19 protein-coding genes are annotated in these 17,284 nt (G+C 72.0%); 5 read left to right on the top strand and 14 right to left on the bottom strand.

Annotated features, from left to right (window positions below; translation table 11 throughout):
- Nucleotides 1-33 precede the first annotated feature (33 nt).
- Complete coding sequence (locus ACFY1H_RS28910) at nucleotides 34-819, top strand: exodeoxyribonuclease III (protein WP_386951429.1); 786 nt, start codon at nucleotides 34-36, stop codon at nucleotides 817-819.
- A 60-nt stretch (nucleotides 820-879) separates the two neighbouring features.
- On the opposite strand, the gene ACFY1H_RS28905 is transcribed toward ACFY1H_RS28910, so the two are convergent.
- The 5 genes from ACFY1H_RS28905 to rpe form a co-directional block, all read right to left on the bottom strand.
- Nucleotides 880-1,275, bottom strand: a complete 396-nt coding sequence (locus ACFY1H_RS28905) for a PH domain-containing protein (protein WP_366583337.1) — start codon at nucleotides 1,273-1,275, stop codon at nucleotides 880-882.
- A gap of 62 nt (nucleotides 1,276-1,337) precedes the next feature.
- Entirely contained in the window at nucleotides 1,338-1,844 is a 507-nt protein-coding gene (gene ribH / locus ACFY1H_RS28900; RefSeq protein WP_364047649.1) for a 6,7-dimethyl-8-ribityllumazine synthase, read from the bottom strand.
- On the bottom strand, nucleotides 1,834-3,111 hold the full coding sequence (locus ACFY1H_RS28895) for a bifunctional 3,4-dihydroxy-2-butanone-4-phosphate synthase/GTP cyclohydrolase II (protein WP_220247524.1): 1,278 nt from the start codon (nucleotides 3,109-3,111) through the stop codon (nucleotides 1,834-1,836). The genes ribH and ACFY1H_RS28895 overlap by 11 nt, the downstream gene beginning before the upstream one ends.
- Before the next feature lie 90 nt (nucleotides 3,112-3,201).
- Nucleotides 3,202-3,807 (bottom strand): riboflavin synthase, encoded by a 606-nt coding sequence (locus tag ACFY1H_RS28890; RefSeq protein WP_366583268.1) that lies wholly within the window; start codon nucleotides 3,805-3,807, stop codon nucleotides 3,202-3,204.
- A 92-nt stretch (nucleotides 3,808-3,899) separates the two neighbouring features.
- Nucleotides 3,900-4,586, bottom strand: coding sequence for a ribulose-phosphate 3-epimerase (gene rpe / locus ACFY1H_RS28885; protein ID WP_366583267.1), 687 nt, complete (start codon nucleotides 4,584-4,586; stop codon nucleotides 3,900-3,902).
- A 170-nt stretch (nucleotides 4,587-4,756) separates the two neighbouring features.
- On the opposite strand from rpe, the gene phoA reads away from it, so the two are divergent.
- Entirely contained in the window at nucleotides 4,757-6,142 is a 1,386-nt protein-coding gene (phoA, locus tag ACFY1H_RS28880; protein ID WP_386951426.1) for an alkaline phosphatase, read from the top strand.
- Nucleotides 6,143-6,190: 48 nt separating this feature from the next.
- On the opposite strand, the gene ACFY1H_RS28875 is transcribed toward phoA, so the two are convergent.
- The 3 genes from ACFY1H_RS28875 to fmt are packed head-to-tail and all read right to left on the bottom strand — an operon-like array spanning nucleotide 6,191 to nucleotide 9,038.
- Nucleotides 6,191-6,694: a flavoprotein gene (locus ACFY1H_RS28875; protein WP_386951423.1), complete on the bottom strand. Its 504-nt coding sequence runs from the start codon at nucleotides 6,692-6,694 to the stop codon at nucleotides 6,191-6,193.
- Nucleotides 6,691-8,115 (bottom strand): transcription antitermination factor NusB, encoded by a 1,425-nt coding sequence (locus ACFY1H_RS28870; protein WP_366583264.1) that lies wholly within the window; start codon nucleotides 8,113-8,115, stop codon nucleotides 6,691-6,693. The genes ACFY1H_RS28875 and ACFY1H_RS28870 overlap by 4 nt, the downstream gene beginning before the upstream one ends.
- Nucleotides 8,112-9,038 (bottom strand): methionyl-tRNA formyltransferase, encoded by a 927-nt coding sequence (fmt, locus tag ACFY1H_RS28865; RefSeq protein ID WP_366583263.1) that lies wholly within the window; start codon nucleotides 9,036-9,038, stop codon nucleotides 8,112-8,114. Before fmt ends, ACFY1H_RS28870 begins: the two co-directional genes overlap by 4 nt.
- Before the next feature lie 95 nt (nucleotides 9,039-9,133).
- Here fmt and ACFY1H_RS28860 point away from each other — a divergent pair, with 95 nt between their 5' ends.
- Nucleotides 9,134-9,589 (top strand): GatB/YqeY domain-containing protein, encoded by a 456-nt coding sequence (locus ACFY1H_RS28860; RefSeq protein ID WP_366583262.1) that lies wholly within the window; start codon nucleotides 9,134-9,136, stop codon nucleotides 9,587-9,589.
- A gap of 116 nt (nucleotides 9,590-9,705) precedes the next feature.
- Here the strand turns inward: ACFY1H_RS28860 and ACFY1H_RS28855 are convergent, their stop codons facing one another.
- From ACFY1H_RS28855 to ACFY1H_RS28840, 4 genes are all read right to left on the bottom strand, one after another.
- Nucleotides 9,706-9,927 (bottom strand): hypothetical protein, encoded by a 222-nt coding sequence (locus ACFY1H_RS28855; RefSeq protein WP_366583261.1) that lies wholly within the window; start codon nucleotides 9,925-9,927, stop codon nucleotides 9,706-9,708.
- Entirely contained in the window at nucleotides 9,924-10,253 is a 330-nt protein-coding gene (locus tag ACFY1H_RS28850) for a hypothetical protein (RefSeq protein WP_366583260.1), read from the bottom strand. Before ACFY1H_RS28850 ends, ACFY1H_RS28855 begins: the two co-directional genes overlap by 4 nt.
- Before the next feature lie 211 nt (nucleotides 10,254-10,464).
- Nucleotides 10,465-11,127 (bottom strand): Crp/Fnr family transcriptional regulator, encoded by a 663-nt coding sequence (locus ACFY1H_RS28845; protein WP_386951418.1) that lies wholly within the window; start codon nucleotides 11,125-11,127, stop codon nucleotides 10,465-10,467.
- Between the two features lie 19 nt (nucleotides 11,128-11,146).
- Nucleotides 11,147-11,776, bottom strand: a complete 630-nt coding sequence (locus ACFY1H_RS28840; protein WP_386951415.1) for a hypothetical protein — start codon at nucleotides 11,774-11,776, stop codon at nucleotides 11,147-11,149.
- A 252-nt stretch (nucleotides 11,777-12,028) separates the two neighbouring features.
- On the opposite strand from ACFY1H_RS28840, the gene ACFY1H_RS28835 reads away from it, so the two are divergent.
- Both ACFY1H_RS28835 and ACFY1H_RS28830 read left to right on the top strand, forming a co-directional pair.
- Nucleotides 12,029-13,093, top strand: coding sequence for a helix-turn-helix domain-containing protein (locus tag ACFY1H_RS28835; protein ID WP_366583257.1), 1,065 nt, complete (start codon nucleotides 12,029-12,031; stop codon nucleotides 13,091-13,093).
- 1 nt (nucleotide 13,094) lies between these two features.
- Nucleotides 13,095-14,222, top strand: a complete 1,128-nt coding sequence (locus tag ACFY1H_RS28830; RefSeq protein WP_366583256.1) for a hypothetical protein — start codon at nucleotides 13,095-13,097, stop codon at nucleotides 14,220-14,222.
- Here ACFY1H_RS28830 and ACFY1H_RS28825 read toward each other — a convergent pair.
- Together ACFY1H_RS28825 and ACFY1H_RS28820 are read right to left on the bottom strand one after the other, a co-directional pair.
- A complete protein-coding gene (locus ACFY1H_RS28825; RefSeq protein ID WP_366583255.1) occupies nucleotides 14,219-14,767 on the bottom strand; it encodes a GNAT family N-acetyltransferase in 549 nt (182 codons plus the stop codon). The genes ACFY1H_RS28830 and ACFY1H_RS28825 overlap by 4 nt on opposite strands.
- A gap of 207 nt (nucleotides 14,768-14,974) precedes the next feature.
- Nucleotides 14,975-17,107 (bottom strand): primosomal protein N', encoded by a 2,133-nt coding sequence (locus ACFY1H_RS28820; RefSeq protein WP_386951410.1) that lies wholly within the window; start codon nucleotides 17,105-17,107, stop codon nucleotides 14,975-14,977.
- Nucleotides 17,108-17,284: the final 177 nt, after the last annotated feature.

The following is a 17,284-nucleotide window of genomic DNA, read 5'->3' as shown; positions in this document are numbered from 1 at the left end:
TGCCCCGGGCCACGCACCCCTATCCTGGCGGTCGTGAGGATCGCGACCTGGAACGTCAACTCGATCGTGCCGCGGCTGCCGCGCGTGCTCGACTGGCTCGAGCACTCGGCACCCGACGTGCTCTGCCTGCAGGAGCTGAAGAACACCACCGAAGCGTTCCCGGCCGACGAGGTGAAGGCGCTCGGCTACGACGTCGCCGCCTACGGCCTCGGCCGGTGGAACGGGGTCGCGATCGTCTCGCGGGTGGGTCTCGACGACGTGGTCCGCGGCCTCACGGGTGAACCGCAGTTCGAGGGCGCCACGGATGCGCGCGCCGTCGGCGCCACCTGCGGCGGTGTGCGGGTGTGGTCGGTGTACGTGCCCAACGGCCGGGAGCCCGACAACCCGCACTACGCGTACAAACTCGAATGGCTCGAAGCCTTGCGGACGACCGCCGCGGCCGAGCTGGCAGGGCTTTCCGGGACACCGTTCGCCGTGCTCGGTGACTTCAACGTCGCCCCCACCGACGCCGACGTGTGGGACCGCTCGCTGTTCGACGGCTCCACCCACGTCACCGAACCCGAGCGCGCGGCGCTGGCCCGCCTGCGCGACCTCGGGCTGGCCGACGTGTTCCCGCGCCCGCTGAAGTACGACCACCCGTTCACGTACTGGGACTACCGCGCCGGGAACTTCCCCAACAACCGCGGCATGCGCATCGACCTCGTGTACGGCAACGAGCCGTTCGCCAAGGCCGTGCGCGATTCCTATGTGGACCGTGAGGCCCGCAAGGGCAAGGGCCCGTCGGACCACGCGCCGATCGTCGTCGACCTGGAGCTGTGACGCACCAACGAGAAAGCCGCCCGGACCACGGTCGTCCGGGCGGCTTTCTCGTTTTGAAGATCAGGAAGCCGTGGCTGCCTTGTGCAGCTTGCGCAGCGCGCGCACCGCGGCGACCGCGCGGTCGCGGTCCACGGCCTGCACGGCCATCACGGAGAAGTACTCGTCCTCGGGCAGCTCCAGCCGGGCCCACGAAGCGCCGTCGGGAAAGCTGACCGACAGCACGTCGCTCCACAGGAACCGGCGGGTCGTGATCACGTTGCGGACCTCGATGCCGGTCGCGTCCGCGCGCACGCGGGCGTTGGCGAACAGCATCGTGCCGAGCGCGAGCAGCACGCCGATGCCGATCATCGCGACCTGGTCCGACTTCTCGAACACGACACCGGTGTGGGAGTTGCGCAGCAGGATCGCCACGACGATGAACACGGCGAGCAGCAGCACGGCCAGCACGCTGCACATCACCAGAGCCCGCCGGGGGCGGATCACCAGGGTGGTCTCCTGCTGCTCGCTCACGGCCGGGCTCACACGAATCCCCGCTCGGTCCACGGCTGACGCAGGCCGCGCAGCACGTGGGCGGTGTCGAGCGCCGCGACCGTGGCCTCGTAGCCCTTGTCTTCCTTCGAACCCGGCAGGCCGGAACGATCGAGCGCCTGCTGCTCGTCGTTGACCGTCAGCACGCCGTTGCCGACGGGCGTGCTCTCGTCGAGCGCCACGCGCGTGAGGCCGGCCGTGACCGAGTCGCACACGTAGTCGAAGTGCGGGGTCTCGCCGCGGATGACCACGCCGAGCGCCACGACCGCGTCGTGGTGGCGGGCCAGGGCCTGCGCGACCACCGGCAGCTCGACGGCGCCGGCGACGTGCACGACGGTCGGCTCCTCTTCGAGCTCGGCCGCCTTCGCGGCGGCCAGGGCCCGCTCCAGGAGCGTGTCGGTGATGTTCGCGTTCCACCGCGTCGCCACGATGCCGAGCTTCAGCGCCTTGCAGTCACTCAGGTCGAGCTCGAACTCGGGCCGTCCCTCACCGCTCATCGGGTGCTGTCCCCTTCTCCGCCTGGTCGGCGGCACCCACCTGTTCGTAGTGCTCCAGCTGCGCGAGGTCGTGGCCCATGCGGTCGCGCTTGGTGCGCAGGTACCGCAGGTTCTCGGGATTGGGCGAGATGGGCAGCGGCACGCGGCCGGTGACCCGCAGGCCGTACCCCTCGAGACCGACACGCTTGGCCGGGTTGTTCGTGAGCAGCCGCATCGACCGCACGCCGAGGTCGCACAGGATCTGCGCGCCGGTGCCGTAGTCGCGGGCGTCGGCCGGGACGCCGAGCGCGAGGTTGGCGTCGACGGTGTCCGCGCCGGCGTCCTGCAGCTGGTAGGCCTGCAGCTTGTGCAGCAGCCCGATGCCGCGGCCCTCGTGGCCGCGGATGTAGAGGACGACACCGCGGCCCTCGTCGGCCACGGCCTGCAGCGCGGCTTCGAGCTGGGGGCCGCAGTCGCAGCGCAGGGAGCCGAAGACGTCGCCGGTCAGGCACTCCGAGTGCACCCGCACCAGGATGTCCTCGCCGTCGCCGATCTCGCCGTAGACGAACGCGATGTGTTCGATCCCGTCCAGCAGACTGTCATACCCCACCGCGCGGAACGTGCCCGCCGCCAGCGGGATCCGGGCCTCGGCGACCCGCTCCACCTGCTTCTCGGTACGGCGGCGGTAGGCGATCAGGTCGGCGATCGTGATCACGCGCAGGTCGTGATCGGCGGCGAACACCTCCAGCTCGTCACGCCGCGCCATGTCGCCCTCGTCCTTCTGCGACACGATCTCACACAGCACACCGGCGGGGTTGAGCCCGGCCATGCGGGCCAGGTCCACCGCGGCCTCGGTGTGCCCGGGACGCCGCAGCACACCGCCCTCCTTCGCCCGCAGCGGCACGACATGGCCGGGGCGGCGGAAGTCCTTGGCCGAGGCGGCCGGGTCGGCCAGCAACCGCATCGTGTGCGCCCGGTCGGCCGCGGAGATCCCGGTGGTGATGCCTTCGGCGGCGTCGACCGTGACGCTGTACGCAGTCCCCCGCACGTCCTGGTTCGTGTGATACATCGGCGGCAGATCCAGCCGATCAGCCTCAGCCTCGGTCAACGCGACACACACATACCCCGAGGTGTAACGGACCATGAACGCCAGCAGCTCGGGCGTCGCCTTCTCGGCCGCGAAAATGAGGTCACCCTCGTTCTCCCGGTCCTCGTCATCGACGACCACCACAGCCTTGCCCGCCGCGATGTCCGCGACCGCCGCCTCGATGGCGTCCGCGTCGAACACCGTGCCGGTACCGCAGGGCGTCCAGCCCGTCCGCGGCTCGGCCGCCTTCGTCTCGCTCACGGCTGCTCCTTCGTACCGTCCGACCGAACGTCACACATTGTGCGCGCTCGCGGCCAGATGTGGGGTCGCCAGCTTCTCGACGTACTTCGCGACCACGTCCACTTCGAGGTTCACGAGATCGCCCGCTTCGCGGCGGCCGAGCGTCGTGGCCTCGAGCGTGGTGGGGATCAACGCAACGGAGAACTGCTCGTCGGTGATCGACGCCACGGTCAGCGAAACGCCGTCGACGGCGATCGAGCCCTTCTCGACGACGTACTTCGCCAGGCCCGTGGGCAGGGCGAACGTGGTCACACCCGTGTCGTCGCGGGACAGGAAGACACCCGTGCCGTCGACGTGGCCCTGCATGATGTGCCCGCCGAGCCGGCCGCCCGCGGGGGTGGCGCGCTCGAGGTTCACGGCGTCGCCCACGGCCACCTTGGCGAGGCTGGAGCGCGCGAGTGTCTCGTTCACCACATCGACGGTGAACCCACCATCCGAGACGTCCACGACCGTCAGGCACACCCCGCTGACAGCGATCGAGTCGCCGTGGTTCGCGTCGGACGTGACCAGGGGGCCACGCACCGTGAGCCGCGCCATGTTCGTGCCCTGCTCGACCGCGGTGACTTCGCCGATTTCCTCGACAATCCCGGTGAACACTGCTGCTGCCTCCTCGCCGCCGTCACCGTCCGAACCCGGTGATCCCTCCATCCAACACCCGCCCGTACCCCGATGTTTCCCGGGGCGCGGGGTCAGTTCGCGCGGTGGCGCGCGGCCTGTTCACGCAGGGCCGCGACCGCCCGGCCGGGGTCGTCCGCACCGTAGACGGCGGACCCGGCGACGAAGCAGTCGACACCGGCTTCGGCGGCCTGCTCGATGGTCTCGGCGTTGATCCCGCCGTCGATCTCCACCAGGAGCTTGAGGTGGCCGGTGTCGACCAGCCGGCGCGCGGTGCGCACCTTCTCCAGCACGTCGGGCATGAACGACTGGCCCCCGAACCCGGGCTCGACGGACATCACGAGCAGCGTGTCGTAGTGCTTGAGGGTCTCGACGTAGGGCTCGAGCGGGGTGCCGGGCTTCACCGACAGGCCCGCCTTCGCCCCGGCGGCGCGCAGGTTCTTCGCGAGCTTCACCGGGTCGTTCGCGGCTTCCACGTGGACGGTGACGTTGTAGGCGCCGGCCTCGGCGTAGCCGATCGCCCAGCGGTCCGGGTCGTCGATCATCAGGTGGCAGTCGAGCGGCACGTCGGTGGACTTCAGCAGCGCCTCGACCACGGGCAGGCCGAGCGTCAGGTTGGGCACGAAGTGCGCGTCCATCACGTCCACGTGGACCCAGTCGGCGCGCGTCTCCCCCGGGTGCGCGATCGCCGCGATCTCCTCGCCGAGCCGGGCGAAGTCCGCGGACAGGATGCTGGGTGCGATGAGGGGTCGATCGGCCACGCCCCGAGTCTAGGTCGGGCCGGTTAACCGTCGTGAACCGGCTGCGGCCGTCCGCTGTTCGCCTTTCGGACAGACCGTGATCATCGGGATGACTCGTGCGGAACACATGCATACGGACTAATGGGGCGACCCGGAAGTTCCGGATTAATCCCCATCCGAGGAGAAACTGCATGAGAACGCTCTTCGCCGGCCGCCGCAAGTGGCTGACCGCGGGCGCGCTCGGCGCCGCGCTGATCGCCGCGGCCCCGGTCGCCTTGGCGACTTCGGACACCGCGACGTCGCGCACCGCCTCCGCGGGTGACCGCACGCAGGACGTCCGCAACGCGATCCAGGGCGGCACCGCGCGCAACGTGATCCTGTTCATCGGCGACGGCATGGGCCAGTCGGAGATCACGGCGGCGCGCAACTACGAGCGCGGCGCGGCCGGGCGGCTCGCGATGGACGAGCTGCCGCTGACCGGCGACTACACCACGTACGCCGTGGAGCAGAACAACCCCGGCAAGCCGAACTACGTGACCGACTCGGCCGCGTCCGGCACCGGCTGGGCCACCGGCACCAAGACCTACAACGGCGCGATCTCGGTCGACGCGTACGGCAACGCCGTGCCGACCATCCTCGAGCTGGCCAAGCGCGGCGGCCTGCGCACCGGTGACGTCACGACCTCCGAGGTCCAGGACGCGACCCCGGCCGTGCTCGGCTCCCACGTCGTCAGCCGCGACTGCAAGGGCCCGGTCGAGACGACCGCCAAGTGCGCGCAGAACGCCAAGGAGAACGGCGGCGCCGGCTCGATCTCCGAGCAGCTGGTGCAGACCCGCCCCGACGTGCTGCTGGGCGGCGGCGCGGCGTTCTTCGACCAGAAGGTGACGGCCGGTAAGTTCAAGGGCAAGACCGTGCTGGACCAGGCGAAGGCGGCCGGTTACAACGTCGTCAACACCGCCGCCGACCTGGCGAAGGCGAAGAACGGCAAGCCGGTCCTCGGCCTGTTCGCCGCGAACAACATGCCGGTGAACTGGACCGGCCCGGCCGCGGTCCACGGCGGCACCCAGCCGGCCCGCTGCACGCCGAACCCGGCGCTGCCGAAGACCCAGCCGAAGCTCGCCGACCAGACCCGCAAGGCGATCGAGCTGCTCGACGACCGTCACAGCGACAAGGGCTTCTTCCTCCAGGTCGAGGGCGCCAGCATCGACAAGCAGGACCACGCCGCCGACCCGTGCGGCCAGATCGGCGAGACGGTCGACTTCGACTCCGCGATCGCCGCGGGCCTCGCGTATGCCCGCAGCCACCGCGACACCCTCGTGCTCGTGACGGCCGACCACGGCCACAGCAGCCAGATCGTGGAGCCCACCGCCACCCCGGGCCTCACCGCGACGCTGGTCACCAACGAGGGCTCGAACATGACGATCGCCTACGGCACAGCGGAGCCGGGCGGCTCGCAGTCGCACACCGGCACCCAGGTCCGCATCGCGGGCTACGGGCCGCAGGCCGCGAACGTTGTCGGGCTGACCAACCAGACCGACCTGTTCTCGACGCTCAAGCGCGCTCTGCACCTGCGCTGACGTTCGGCTGACGGGTGTGTCCTCGGGTTCCGGGGGCACACCCGTTTCTCATGTGCCGGGCAGCAGGTCCAGGACTTCCGACCAGGGCCGCCGGGGATCCAGGCGGTGCAGCCGCACGCCCGCCGACTTCAGCGTGTCCAGGTGGCGCTGCCAGGCCGGGTGGTGCACCCGGGTGTCCTGGATCTGGTACGCCACCACGATCGTGATCCCGGGTGCGCCGAGGACGTCGCCGAGCAGGGTCAGCGCCTGGTTGTCGGCGATGCCCAGGGCGAGCTTGGCCAGCGAGTTGGCCGACGCGGGGGCGAAGAGGAACACCGCCGGATCCGGGTGCGGGCGCGGCTCGCCGGGCAGGCGCGAGACGCTGCGCACCGGCAGGTCGGTGGTGGCGGCCAGCTCGGTCAGCCCGCCCGTCGCCTCCAGCCAGCGGTGGGCGACGGGGGTCAGCGTGACCGCGAGGCGCCAGCCCCGCGCGGCGGCGGGACGGGCGAGCTCGGCGGTGAACCGGGTGTCCAGCCCACCGCACGAGCTCGCGACCAGGCCGAGGTCCCTCACGGTTTGCGCAAGGTGGCGCAGAACATCGCGTCGGTGCCGTGGCGATGCGGCCACAGCTGCACGTACGGGCCGTCGCCGAGCTGCGGCACGCCCGGGAAGAACTCGCGCGCGTCGAGGACTTCGGCCTTGGTGCGGCGGGCGATCTCGCCCACCACGCCCTCGGTCTCGGCCAGGTGCGGCGAGCACACGACGTAGGTGACCACACCGCCCGGCCGGACCAGGTCCAGCGCGGCGGTGAGCAGCTCGCCCTGCAGCTTCGTCAGGTCGGAGACGTCGCTGGGCTTGCGGCGCCAGCGCGCTTCCGGGCGCCGCCGCAGGGCGCCGAGGCCGCTGCACGGCGCGTCGACGAGCACGCGGTCGTAGCCCGGTTCGAGGCCGGACTCGCGGCCGTCGGCGACGCGCACGGTCACGGGCAGGCCGCGGGTGGCGTTCTCCACGAGCTTGGCGCGGTGCGGGGCCTTCTCGACGGCGTCGACGGTCGCACCGCTGATCGCCGCGAGGGCGCCGAGCAGCGCGGCCTTGCCGCCGGGGCCGGCGCACAGGTCGAGCCAGCGTTCGTCGGAACCCTCGAGCGGCACCTTCGTGGCGGCGATCGCGCACAGCTGGCTGCCCTCGTCCTGCACGGCGGCGAGGCGTTCGCGCACGGGCTCGGCGTCGGCCGGGTCACCGGCGCCGGCGGGCAGCCGGACACCGTACGGCGAGTACGGGGCGACGTCGCCGCCCGTGATCGCGGCCAGCTCGTCGGCGCTGATCTCGCCGGGCCGCGCGACCAGGTGCACCTCGGGGCGGGCGTCGTCGGCTTCCAGCGCCGCCTTCAGCTCCGCGCCCTTGTCGCCCAGCGCTTCCGCGAAGGAACGCGCCACCCAGCGCGGGTGCGCCGTGCGCATCGCGTACGAGCCGATCGGGTCGGTCGCCTCGTCGGGGGCCAGCTCGTCGAGCCAGGTCTGTTCGTCCTTTGCGGACACCGAACGCAGGATCGCGTTGGCGAACCCCGTTGCCCACGAACCGGCTTCGGCGCGCACGAGGTCCACAGTGGACCCGACGGCCGCGTGCTCCGGGATGCGCGTGCGCAGCAGCTGGTAGACGCCGAGGCGCAGCGCGTCGAGCACCACCGGGTCCGTCTTCTCGATCGGCCGCTCCGCGCAGGCGCCGATCACGGCGTCGAGCAGGCCCTGGGCGCGCGAAGCGCCGTAGGTGAGCTCCGTGGCCAGCGCTGCGTCGCGACCGGTGATGCGACGTTCGCGAAGCAGTTGCGGCAGCACGAGGTTCGCGTACGCGTCCTTCTCGCGCACCGCGCGCAGCACGTCGAACGCGACCTGGCGGGCCGGGTCGACCTCCGGCGGACGGCGCGGTCCCTCTTTGCGCGGAGCCGGCCGGCCCCGCTGCGGCCTGGACGGCCGCCGTTCCCCACGCTCGTTCACCGCAGGCGCTCTCCCTCTTCGATCCGTGTACCGCGCGCCCAGTCGGTGGCCGCCATCCGTTTCTTGCCCGATGCCTGGACCTCGCCCAGCCGCACCGGTTTCGTCGCTGTGCCCACGAGCACCCGCTTGCGCTCGACCACGAGCTCGCCCGGCGGCGGGCCCGGTTCGTCGACCACCGTGACGGGCCCGAGCTTGAAGCGCTCGCCGCGGAACTCCGCCCACGCGCCCGGCTCCGGCGTCACCGCGCGGATCTGGCGGTCGACGGCCGCAGCCGGGTCCGCGAACGATACGCGAGCGTCTTCGACCGTCACCTTCGGCGCGTAGGTCATGCCTTCGGCGGACTGCTCGACGGCCCGCAGCGTGCCGTCCTCGATGCCGTCCATGGTGGACAGCAGCAGGTGCGCACCCGACTCGGCAAGCCGGCCCAGCAGCGCGCCCGAGGTGTCGGCCGGGCCGATCTTCTCGGTGACGACACCGAAGACCGGCCCCGCATCGAGCTCCTTGACGATGCGGAACGTGGTGGCGCCGGTGATCTCGTCGCCGGCGCGGATCGCCGCCTGCACCGGCGCGGCGCCGCGCCACGCGGGCAGCAGCGAGAAGTGCAGGTTCACCCAGCCGTGGACCGGGATGTCGAGCGCGGACTGCGGCAGCAGCGCCCCGTACGCGACGACGGGGCACGCGTCGGGCGCCAGCTCCGTGAGGCGCGCGAGGAACGCGGGGTCGCCGGCGCGCGCGGGCGTGAGCACCTCGATGCCGTGCTCGTCGGCGAGCGCCCCGACGGGCGAGCGCACGACGTGGCGGCCGCGCCCGGCCTGGGCGTCGGGGCGCGTCACCACCGCGACGACCTCGTGGCGACCGGATTCGAGCAGAGCGCGCAGCGAGGGCACCGCGGGTTCGGGGGTGCCGGCGAAAACGAGCCTCATCACCGCACCTCCGGAAGCGATTCGTACTGGTTGGACATCACGGTCGAGTCTAGAAGACCCGCGCGTCGCCGCGGCGGTGGTGCCAGGATCGGGGGATGACCACGCTCAAGCAGACCCTCCACGACGACCTCACCACCGCCATCAAGGCGCGCGACCAGCTCCGCTCCGCGACCCTGCGGCTCACGCTCTCGGCCATCGGCTACGAGGAAACCGCGGGCGACACCCACCGCGAGCTCTCGGACGACGACGTGCGCAAGATCATCACCCGCGAAGTGAAAAAGCGCCGCGACGCCGCCGAAGCCTTCGCGGGTGCCGGCCGCGCCGAATCGGCCGACCGCGAACGCGCCGAGGCGGAGGTCCTCACCGGCTACCTGCCGGCGCAGCTCTCGGACGAGGAGCTGGCCGCCCTGGTCACGGACGCCGTGGCGAGCACCGGCGCGTCCGGGATGGCGGGCATGGGCGCGGTGATGAAGGCCGTACAGCCGAAAGTCGCGGGACGCGCGGAGGGCGGCCGCGTGGCGGCGGAGGTGAAGAAGCAGCTGGCCGGTTGAGCGAGGTCGTCGAGCGGGTTCCTGCGCCGAAAAGAGAAAACCCGGTCCCCGCCAGGTGCGGGACCGGGTTCCCGGCCGCCCGGGAATCGTGGTGGGGCAAGGAGAACGCGGACGGCCTACTGGAGGACGAGAACGGCCAGCGTCGTGAGTCCGCCGAGGCCGCCGACCGCCATGACGACGCCGGCCAGCGCCGCGGCCGACGCGGCCGTCTTCACGACGAAGCCGACGATCCGCCGCACGATCCGGACGGCGACGACGAACACGACGAGGGCAACCACCAGTACGACCGTCGACGGGTCCGGGCCGCTCCCGGTGGCGGCGGCCGCCAGCGCGTTCATCGGCGGCCTCGCCCGGCACCGATTCGTTCGGCCGGCGGGATTTCGCGTGCGGCATCGCGCCAGGCCTCGAACTCGCGGCGGGTTTCGAGCGCGCGGCGGCGTTCGGAACCCAGGCGCCAGGCCCAGCGCCAGCCGACGGCGAGCGAGACCACCGAGCCGAGCACGAGCACCAGAACCGCTTGCGCGACAAGGCCGCTGAAGTCGGCGACGCTCAGGAGCACGAGCAGCGCCCACACCTGCGTCACGGTGAACGGGATGACCAACGCGGCCGCGTAGACCCCGCGGCGCCAGCGAATCGGTTGCGGGGAGGGAAGAAACGGGTCCATGGCTGCCTCCGTCGTGAGTGTGTACCACCAGGATTCCGCTGTGGCGCAGGGAAATCTGTGTCTGCAGACACGTTCGGGGAAACTCGCGGGCCTGATTTTCCGGTTTCAACCCGCGTTGAGCGCACAGGAATGCCCACTGCGCCGGGAAATCCACAGCCGCGCGCCCCCGAACCGGCCGTGGTGCAGGGAAATCCCCGCCGGTTGCGACGACTCAGCGCGCGAGCCGGCCGAGTTCCGCGAACTGGTGCACGACCACTTGGCCCCGCGAGGTACTGACCACTCCGAGCCGCCGCAGCTCCCGCGTGACCCGCGCCCACGACTCCCGCGAAATCGCCGCCGTGGTGGCGAGTTCGGCCTGCGTGCCGGGGATCGCGATGACGATGTCGTCCCCGCGGCGCACCCCGTGCTGCACGGCCAGCTGCATCAGCAACGCGGCGACGCGGCGGGTGATGGTGCCGCCGCCGACGTCGAGGCGCTGGCGGCCGGCGTCGCGCAGGCGTTCGGCCAGGACCAGCAGCAGCGCCCACGAGATGGTGGGCTCGCGCCGCGCCAGCGCGGCGAACCGGGGAGCCGGCACGACGAGCGCGTCGAGGTCGTCGAGCGCCGCGACGGTCGCCGAGCGCGGGCCGCCGTCGATGGCGCCGAGCTCGCCGACCACGTCGCCCGCGCCGCGCACGGCGATCACGACCTCGCGCCCGTCCGAGGTGGCGATGGTGATCCGGACGTGTCCGGCCAGCAGGAGCACCACCACGGCGGCGTGATCCCCCTCGCGGCACACCACGTCGCCACGGCGGTAGCTGCGCCGGACCGCGAGCTCCGCGACCTTGTCGCGCTCGGTGGCGCCGAGCGCGCGCCAGAATCCGGTCGTGTCCACGGGGTCACCTCCCGGGTCGTCAGGCGGTGAGCCCCGTTCTGGGGCTGCCGGCCCCGGCCCAGTCGGCGGTGCGGAGCCAGCCCCGCATCCGCCGGCCGCCCACTCGCACGTGGAACGCGTCGGTGAACGCGGCCCGGTCGATGCCGTCGTAGTCGTGGCGGACCACCGACCAGTGGATGGCCTCGGAGACCGCCAGCGCGAGCGGCGCGTCGGTGGTGCGCAGCCGGCGCCGCAGGTCGGCGGCGTCGAGCAGCCGGCAGGCGAGGTCGACGTCCTCGCCGTAGGGGCCGTGCAGGTCGTAGTGCACCTCGCCGGCGTGGATCGCCACCCGGAGCCGGAAGGCCTCGTCGGGCCCCTCGGCGTTGTGCCGCGCGAGGAGCTCCGCCAGCGCGGGCACCACCTCGGCGAGCAGGACCGTCTTCGGCGCCTCGTCGACCGGCCGGACCAGGCACAACGCGCCATCCCCGCGATCCACGAACGGGTCCCGGAACCCCTCCGCGATGCCGCCGGCGCGGAACGCCTCGTCGAGCAGGTCGAACAGAATCGCGCGCAGCCGCGCCCGAGCGGGGTTGGTGCGGGTGGTCGACCCCTCGATGTCGACCACCACGATCGCTCGATGCAGTGGCACGTGCAGAACGCTGGTGTCCATGGCCGACCCCCTGTTCAGGTGGTTCCTGAAATCCAGTAGACTTCCATAGATCGAACTATAAAGGCTGCGACTGAACCTGAACAGGGCCTTAGACTTAAGTTCTCCCTAAGACTTTTGCCGATCCGCGAACTGAACAACCCCTCAATTCTCCGCCAGAGACGTCCCGACGAGCCTCCCACGCCGTTCCAGTACTCTCCGTGTACAATCTTCGTCACTCGCGTTCCAGTGGACTTCACTGAAAGGTCTGAAGTCGTGTCCCAGCCGAGCCCCGCCCTCGCCGGACGCCTCCGCGCGCTGCGGAAGGAGACCTGGCCCGGGGTGCAGATCACCCAACGCCAGCTCGCCGACGTGTTCGGGGTGAGCAACACGCTGCTCTCGTCCTGGGAGAACACCGGCAACCCGGTGTCGCCGCCGATGCTGCGGCTCGACGCGTACGCCACGTTCTTCGCCACCCGCCGGTCGGTCGAGGGGCCGTCCTTCCGTCTGCTGCAGGCTGAGCAGCTCACCGAGGACGAGCAACGCGGGCGCGAGGACCTGCTCGCCGAGCTGACCGAGCTGCGCGGCGGTTCCCACGAGGCGACGGGCTCGGCCGAGTTCGCGCCGGGCAACGTCTGGCGGTTCCCGCCGAACGAAGACGTCGTGATCGTCGACGCCCAGCTGCCCGAGGACATGCGGATCGGCTACGCGGATCCCGCCAGTCCCGACTACTCCCGGCTCTTCAGCTACGCCGACCCGGACGCGCTGATCGAGCTGTACGGCCACATCCGGGCCTGCAACCCCACCAGCAACGTCTCCTTCCGCACCGCGAACCCCCGTGTCCCCCTGCGGCCCAAGGACTACACGGCGCACCTCGTGCTGCTCGGCGGCGTCGACTTCAACCCGCAGACCCGCGAGCTGCTCAACCTGATCGACGCGCCGGTGCGGCAGATCGGCCGCGGCGGCCCGGGCGAGGACGTGCCGGGCAGCTTCGAGGTGACGCACCCGGACGGCACGACCGAACGTTTCAACGCCCAGACGTCACCCGACGACACCCTCGTCGCGGACGTCGCGCTCTTCTACCACGGAGTCAACCCGCTCAACCGCAAACGCACCGTCACCGTGTGCAACGGGATGTACGGCCGGGGAACCCTCGGAGCCGTGCGAGCGCTGACCGACCCGCGTTTCCGCGATCGCAACCAGGCCCACCTGGACGCGCGATTCGCCCACGCGGACTCCTTCAGCATCATCAGCCGCGTGCCCATCTTCAACAACCAGGGGCTCACCCCCGACTGGACGCTGGCGGAGCACCGGCTGCACGAATGGCCAGAAACGAGCTGAGATGACCACTGCCGTCGGAGCGCCGGCGCAGCACACCACCCACCGGCGCCTGCTGGCCGAGGTCGGTGCCGGGAGGACTCCCCAGGCCGAGCTGGACGCGATCGTGGTGCCTAACGGCCGTGACGAGCACGCGCTGGTCCACGTCTGGGACATCGCCCGCGAGCTCGATGTGCCGGTCCTCCTGCTGTGCAGCCACGCGGCAAAGGCCGACCAGGTCGTGCTGGCGGCGAAAAAGGCTGGCGTGCGGGCCTTCGCGATCGACACCGACGACCTCCCCGCGAAGGTCATGCCCCAGTTCGCCACGACTGAGCTGCTGCGGCGCCACGAGCTGCTCCGCGGCGCCGACACGAGCCTCAAGCGCAACCTGGGGCTGCTCGTCGCGGGCCTCGCACGCTGGGACCGGGTGCTGTTCCTCGACGACGACATCACGCTGCCCCGTCCGGCCGACCTGCGTGAGGCCGCGGGCCTTCTGGGCGAGTACGCGGCCGTGGGCCTGAACAACATCGGCATGCCGGACAACTCCGTGGTCTGCCACGCCTATCGCGAGTCCGGCGGGTGGCAGGACACCTTCGTCGGCGGCGGGGCGCTGGTCGTGGGCGAGCAGTGCCTCGACTCGTTCTTCCCGGACATCTACAACGAAGACTGGTTCTTCCTGCTGGGCGACAACGGGTTGCGGCGCACGGCGCTCACCGGAAGCGCGTTCCAGGCGGACTACGACCCGTACAACCTGATCCGCGCCGAGAACGAGGAACTGGGCGACACCCTCGCGGAAGGCGTCTACGCCCTGCTCGACCGGGGTCTCGGCCTCCCCGACGCGACCGAGGACTACTGGGCCGAGTTCCTCGTCCAGCGCCGGAACTTCATCCGCAAGGCGATGCTGCAGGTGCAGGAAGCGACCGGGCTGGAACCCACCCGGCGCGACAACATGAGCGAAGCGCTGCGCACTGCCTTGCACCAGAGCGAGAACGTGCTCGAGGCCGAGTTGTGCGCGAGCTACCTGCGGGCTTGGCAGGAGGACCGGGCGACCTGGTGCGCGCACGTGACCGAGCTCCACGAGCAGCACGAGGCCGACGGCATCGGCGGCGCGTTCCGCACCCTGCGCATCACCGGGCTGGTGCAGCAGAGCTAGAGGTTCTTCACCAGCACGTGGCACACCTCGGCTTCGGACACGGTGCGGCCGTCGGCGGCCGTGCGCTCGGCGTAGCAGACGACGGTGCCGTGGCCCCAGTCCCGATAGCCGAGGCGGCGGTACAGGCGGGCCGCGTCGGTGTTGTCCGTTCGCACGGCCAAGGCGCCGCGGTGGTGGCCGAGCTCGGCCAGCCGGTCCTCGGCCGCGAGCATGAGCGCGCGGCCGACCCCTCGGTTGCGCACGGCCGGCAGCACCTCCAGGTGCATCAGCAACGGCACCCCCGGCAGGCGGCGCCGGATCTCGCGTTCCTCGGCGTCCTCGAGCCACACGTACAGGTCCCCGACCGGCCGGCCCGCCCACCACGCGGTGAACAGCACCCCCAGCCCCTCGGCCTGCCGCCCGAGCCGGTCCGCGAAGTACTTCGGCTCCCCCAGTGCGGCGCCGAGCGCCTCGACGTCCGCCGGATCGGCCTCCCGGATCGAGGGCGCGGTCGCCCCTTCACCGGCCGGGCAGCCGTCGGCGTCGCGCGGATCGGTCCTGAACATCGCGCCTCCAGCGTAAAGGGACCCGGAGGAAGCGTGCAGCCAGCGAACGCAGCAGTCCCGGAGCGCACACGGAGCAACGGAACCTGGTCCGGGGCCCGATGGGCGTGGTTCGGCCGAGTCCTCCCCCCGACCGTTGTCCACATGCCCGATCAAGGCCGAAACGAAACGGTCCGAGCCCGCAATGGTCCGGACAACCCGCTTCCGGCGCTAGATCAGCTCCAGTGGGTCGAGCTGGATCCGGATCGGTTCGGACGCCTTACGGGCGTCGCGGCGGGCGGCGGCGTCGTGGAGGAGGGCGGCCAGGGTTTTGCCCTCCGGGCGGGCGACGCGGACGAGGGCGCGTTCGCGGGAGGCGTTGCCGTCGGGGTCGAGGTCGCCGAGGGGGACGGGGCCGAGGACTTCGCCGGTGTCGGGGAGGGGCAGATCGTCGAGGACGGAGGCGACGGCGTCGGGCGTGCCTTCGACGCTGGCCATGCGCATGGCGGGCGGGAAGCCCAGTTCGCGGCGCTGGCCGAGCTCCAGGGCGGCGTGCCAGGCCGGGTCCCAGCGGACCAGGGCCTGGACCACGGACAGGCCGGCCTCGGCGCCCACCACGATGCGGCCGCCGGAAGCGGCCGGGCGGACGAGGGCGCCGGCGGCCATCCAGCGGCGCAGGGTTTCCTCGGCGGCCCGCAGGTCCTGGCGGCCGAGCAGGGCCCAGCCGTCGAGGAGCAGCGCGGCGCCGTAGCCGCCCTCGGCGACCGGTTCGGCGCCGGGGGTGCAGACCACCAGTGCGGGGCGGCCCGGCACCGTGGCCAAGACTTCCGCGGCGCCGGAAGTGCGCACGGGAACGCCCGGGAAGGCCCGGCCCAGTTCCTCAGCCGTCCGTTTCGCGCCCACGATCACCGCGCGCAGCCGCACGGAACCGCAAGCCTGGCAACGGAACGCGGTCTCCGGGACGCCGCACCAGCGGCACGCGGGCGGCTTCGGCGCGCCGTCCACCGAGCCGCCGGGCAGCGCCAGCGGGCCGGCGCAACGGCGGCAGTGCGCGGGCGTGCGGCAGTTGCCACAGGCCAGGCCCGGGACGTAGCCGCGCCGGGGCACCTGGACCAGGGCCGGGAGGCCGGCGGCGAACGCCTGGCGCGCCGCTTCGAACGCGACAGCGGGCAGGCGGGCCACGCGCGCAGCCTCGTCGCGGGCGACGTCGAAGTCCTCCCCCACCGGCGTCACGCGCGGGGCGGCCGCGCGCAGCTCGGCGCGGTCGGCCAGCACGGCCTGCGCCCAGCCCGACTCCACGAGCAGCTGCGCCTCCGCCGTCCGCGCGAAGCCGCCGACGAGCAGCGACGATTTCGTGGCGTGCGCGCGGTCCATGAGCACGTCGCGCACGTGCGGGTAGGGCGCGTGCGGGTCGAGGTGCAGGTCGTCGCCGTCGTCCCACACCACGAACAGGCCCGGGTCGGCCACCGGCGCGAACATCGCCGCGCGCGTGCCCACCACGACCCGGACGCTGCCGCGCAGCACGGCGAGCCACCGCCGGTACCGCTCCGCCGGCCCCAGCCCGGCGATCAACGCCACCACCGACGAATCGCCCATCAACGCGACACAAGCCTCGTGCACCCGCGTGAGGTCCCGATGATCCGGCACCACGAGCACCGCACCCCGGCCGCACGACGCCGCCACCGCCGCGGCCTCCGCGAGCCGGCGCGGCCAGTCCTCGCCCGGCAAGGCCTGCCACACCGCGTTGGCCGGCTTGCCGTCGGCCACGGCGTCCAGGAACGCCGGACCCCGCTGGTACTTCGCCCACGCCGACACGTCCGGCACCTCCGGCGGCGGCGCCGGTTCTGCCGCAGGCTCGGCCTCCGCTTTGGCGTGGCGCGGCGGCAAAGCCAGGCGCAGAACGTCGGACAGGGTGCCGCCGTAGCGGTCGGCCACCGACCGGCACACGGCGTGCAGCGAAGGCGGCAACACGGGCTCACTCGACGTGACGCGCTCCAGGTACGCCAGCTTCCGCTCGTACTCCGTGGTGTCCGTGCGCTCCACGAGGTAGCCGTCCACGAGCTGCCCCGCGAACCGCACCCGCACTCGGCAGCCCGGCACCGCGGCCTCGTGCAGCTTGTCGGGCACCTGGTAGTCGAACGTCCGGTCCAGGTGCGCCAGCGGGATGTCCACCACGATCTTCGCCACGGGCAGCTCGGGCGCCGGCTGCTGCGCCCCCTTGCGCGGCCCGGCTTTCCGCGCCGCCGCGGCCTTCCCCGCACCTGCGGCCGGCTTCCTGGCGCGCGGCGCCGACGCCTTCGGCTCCGAGGCGGAGCGCGAAGGCTCCGGAAGGTCCCACAGCGGGGCGGGTTCGGAGCTGCTCACCCCGAGATCTCTACCAGACCCCACTGACGGTCCCACCGCCAGAACTCCCCAATGCCGCTTTCGGTGCGCCCACGGCCCCCAATGAGGTTTTCTCAGTAGCGGCCGTGGTGTTCGTGGTGGGTGAGGACGAGTGCTGCTTGGACGATGGTGCCGATGCGTTTGGGGCAGAGGGTGATC

It is taken from the genome of Amycolatopsis sp. NPDC001319 (assembly GCF_042896185.1).
Lineage (GTDB): Bacteria > Actinomycetota > Actinomycetes > Mycobacteriales > Pseudonocardiaceae > Amycolatopsis.
Note: the sequence above shows the minus strand (reverse complement) of the source record. Positions and strands in the feature narration are given on the sequence as shown.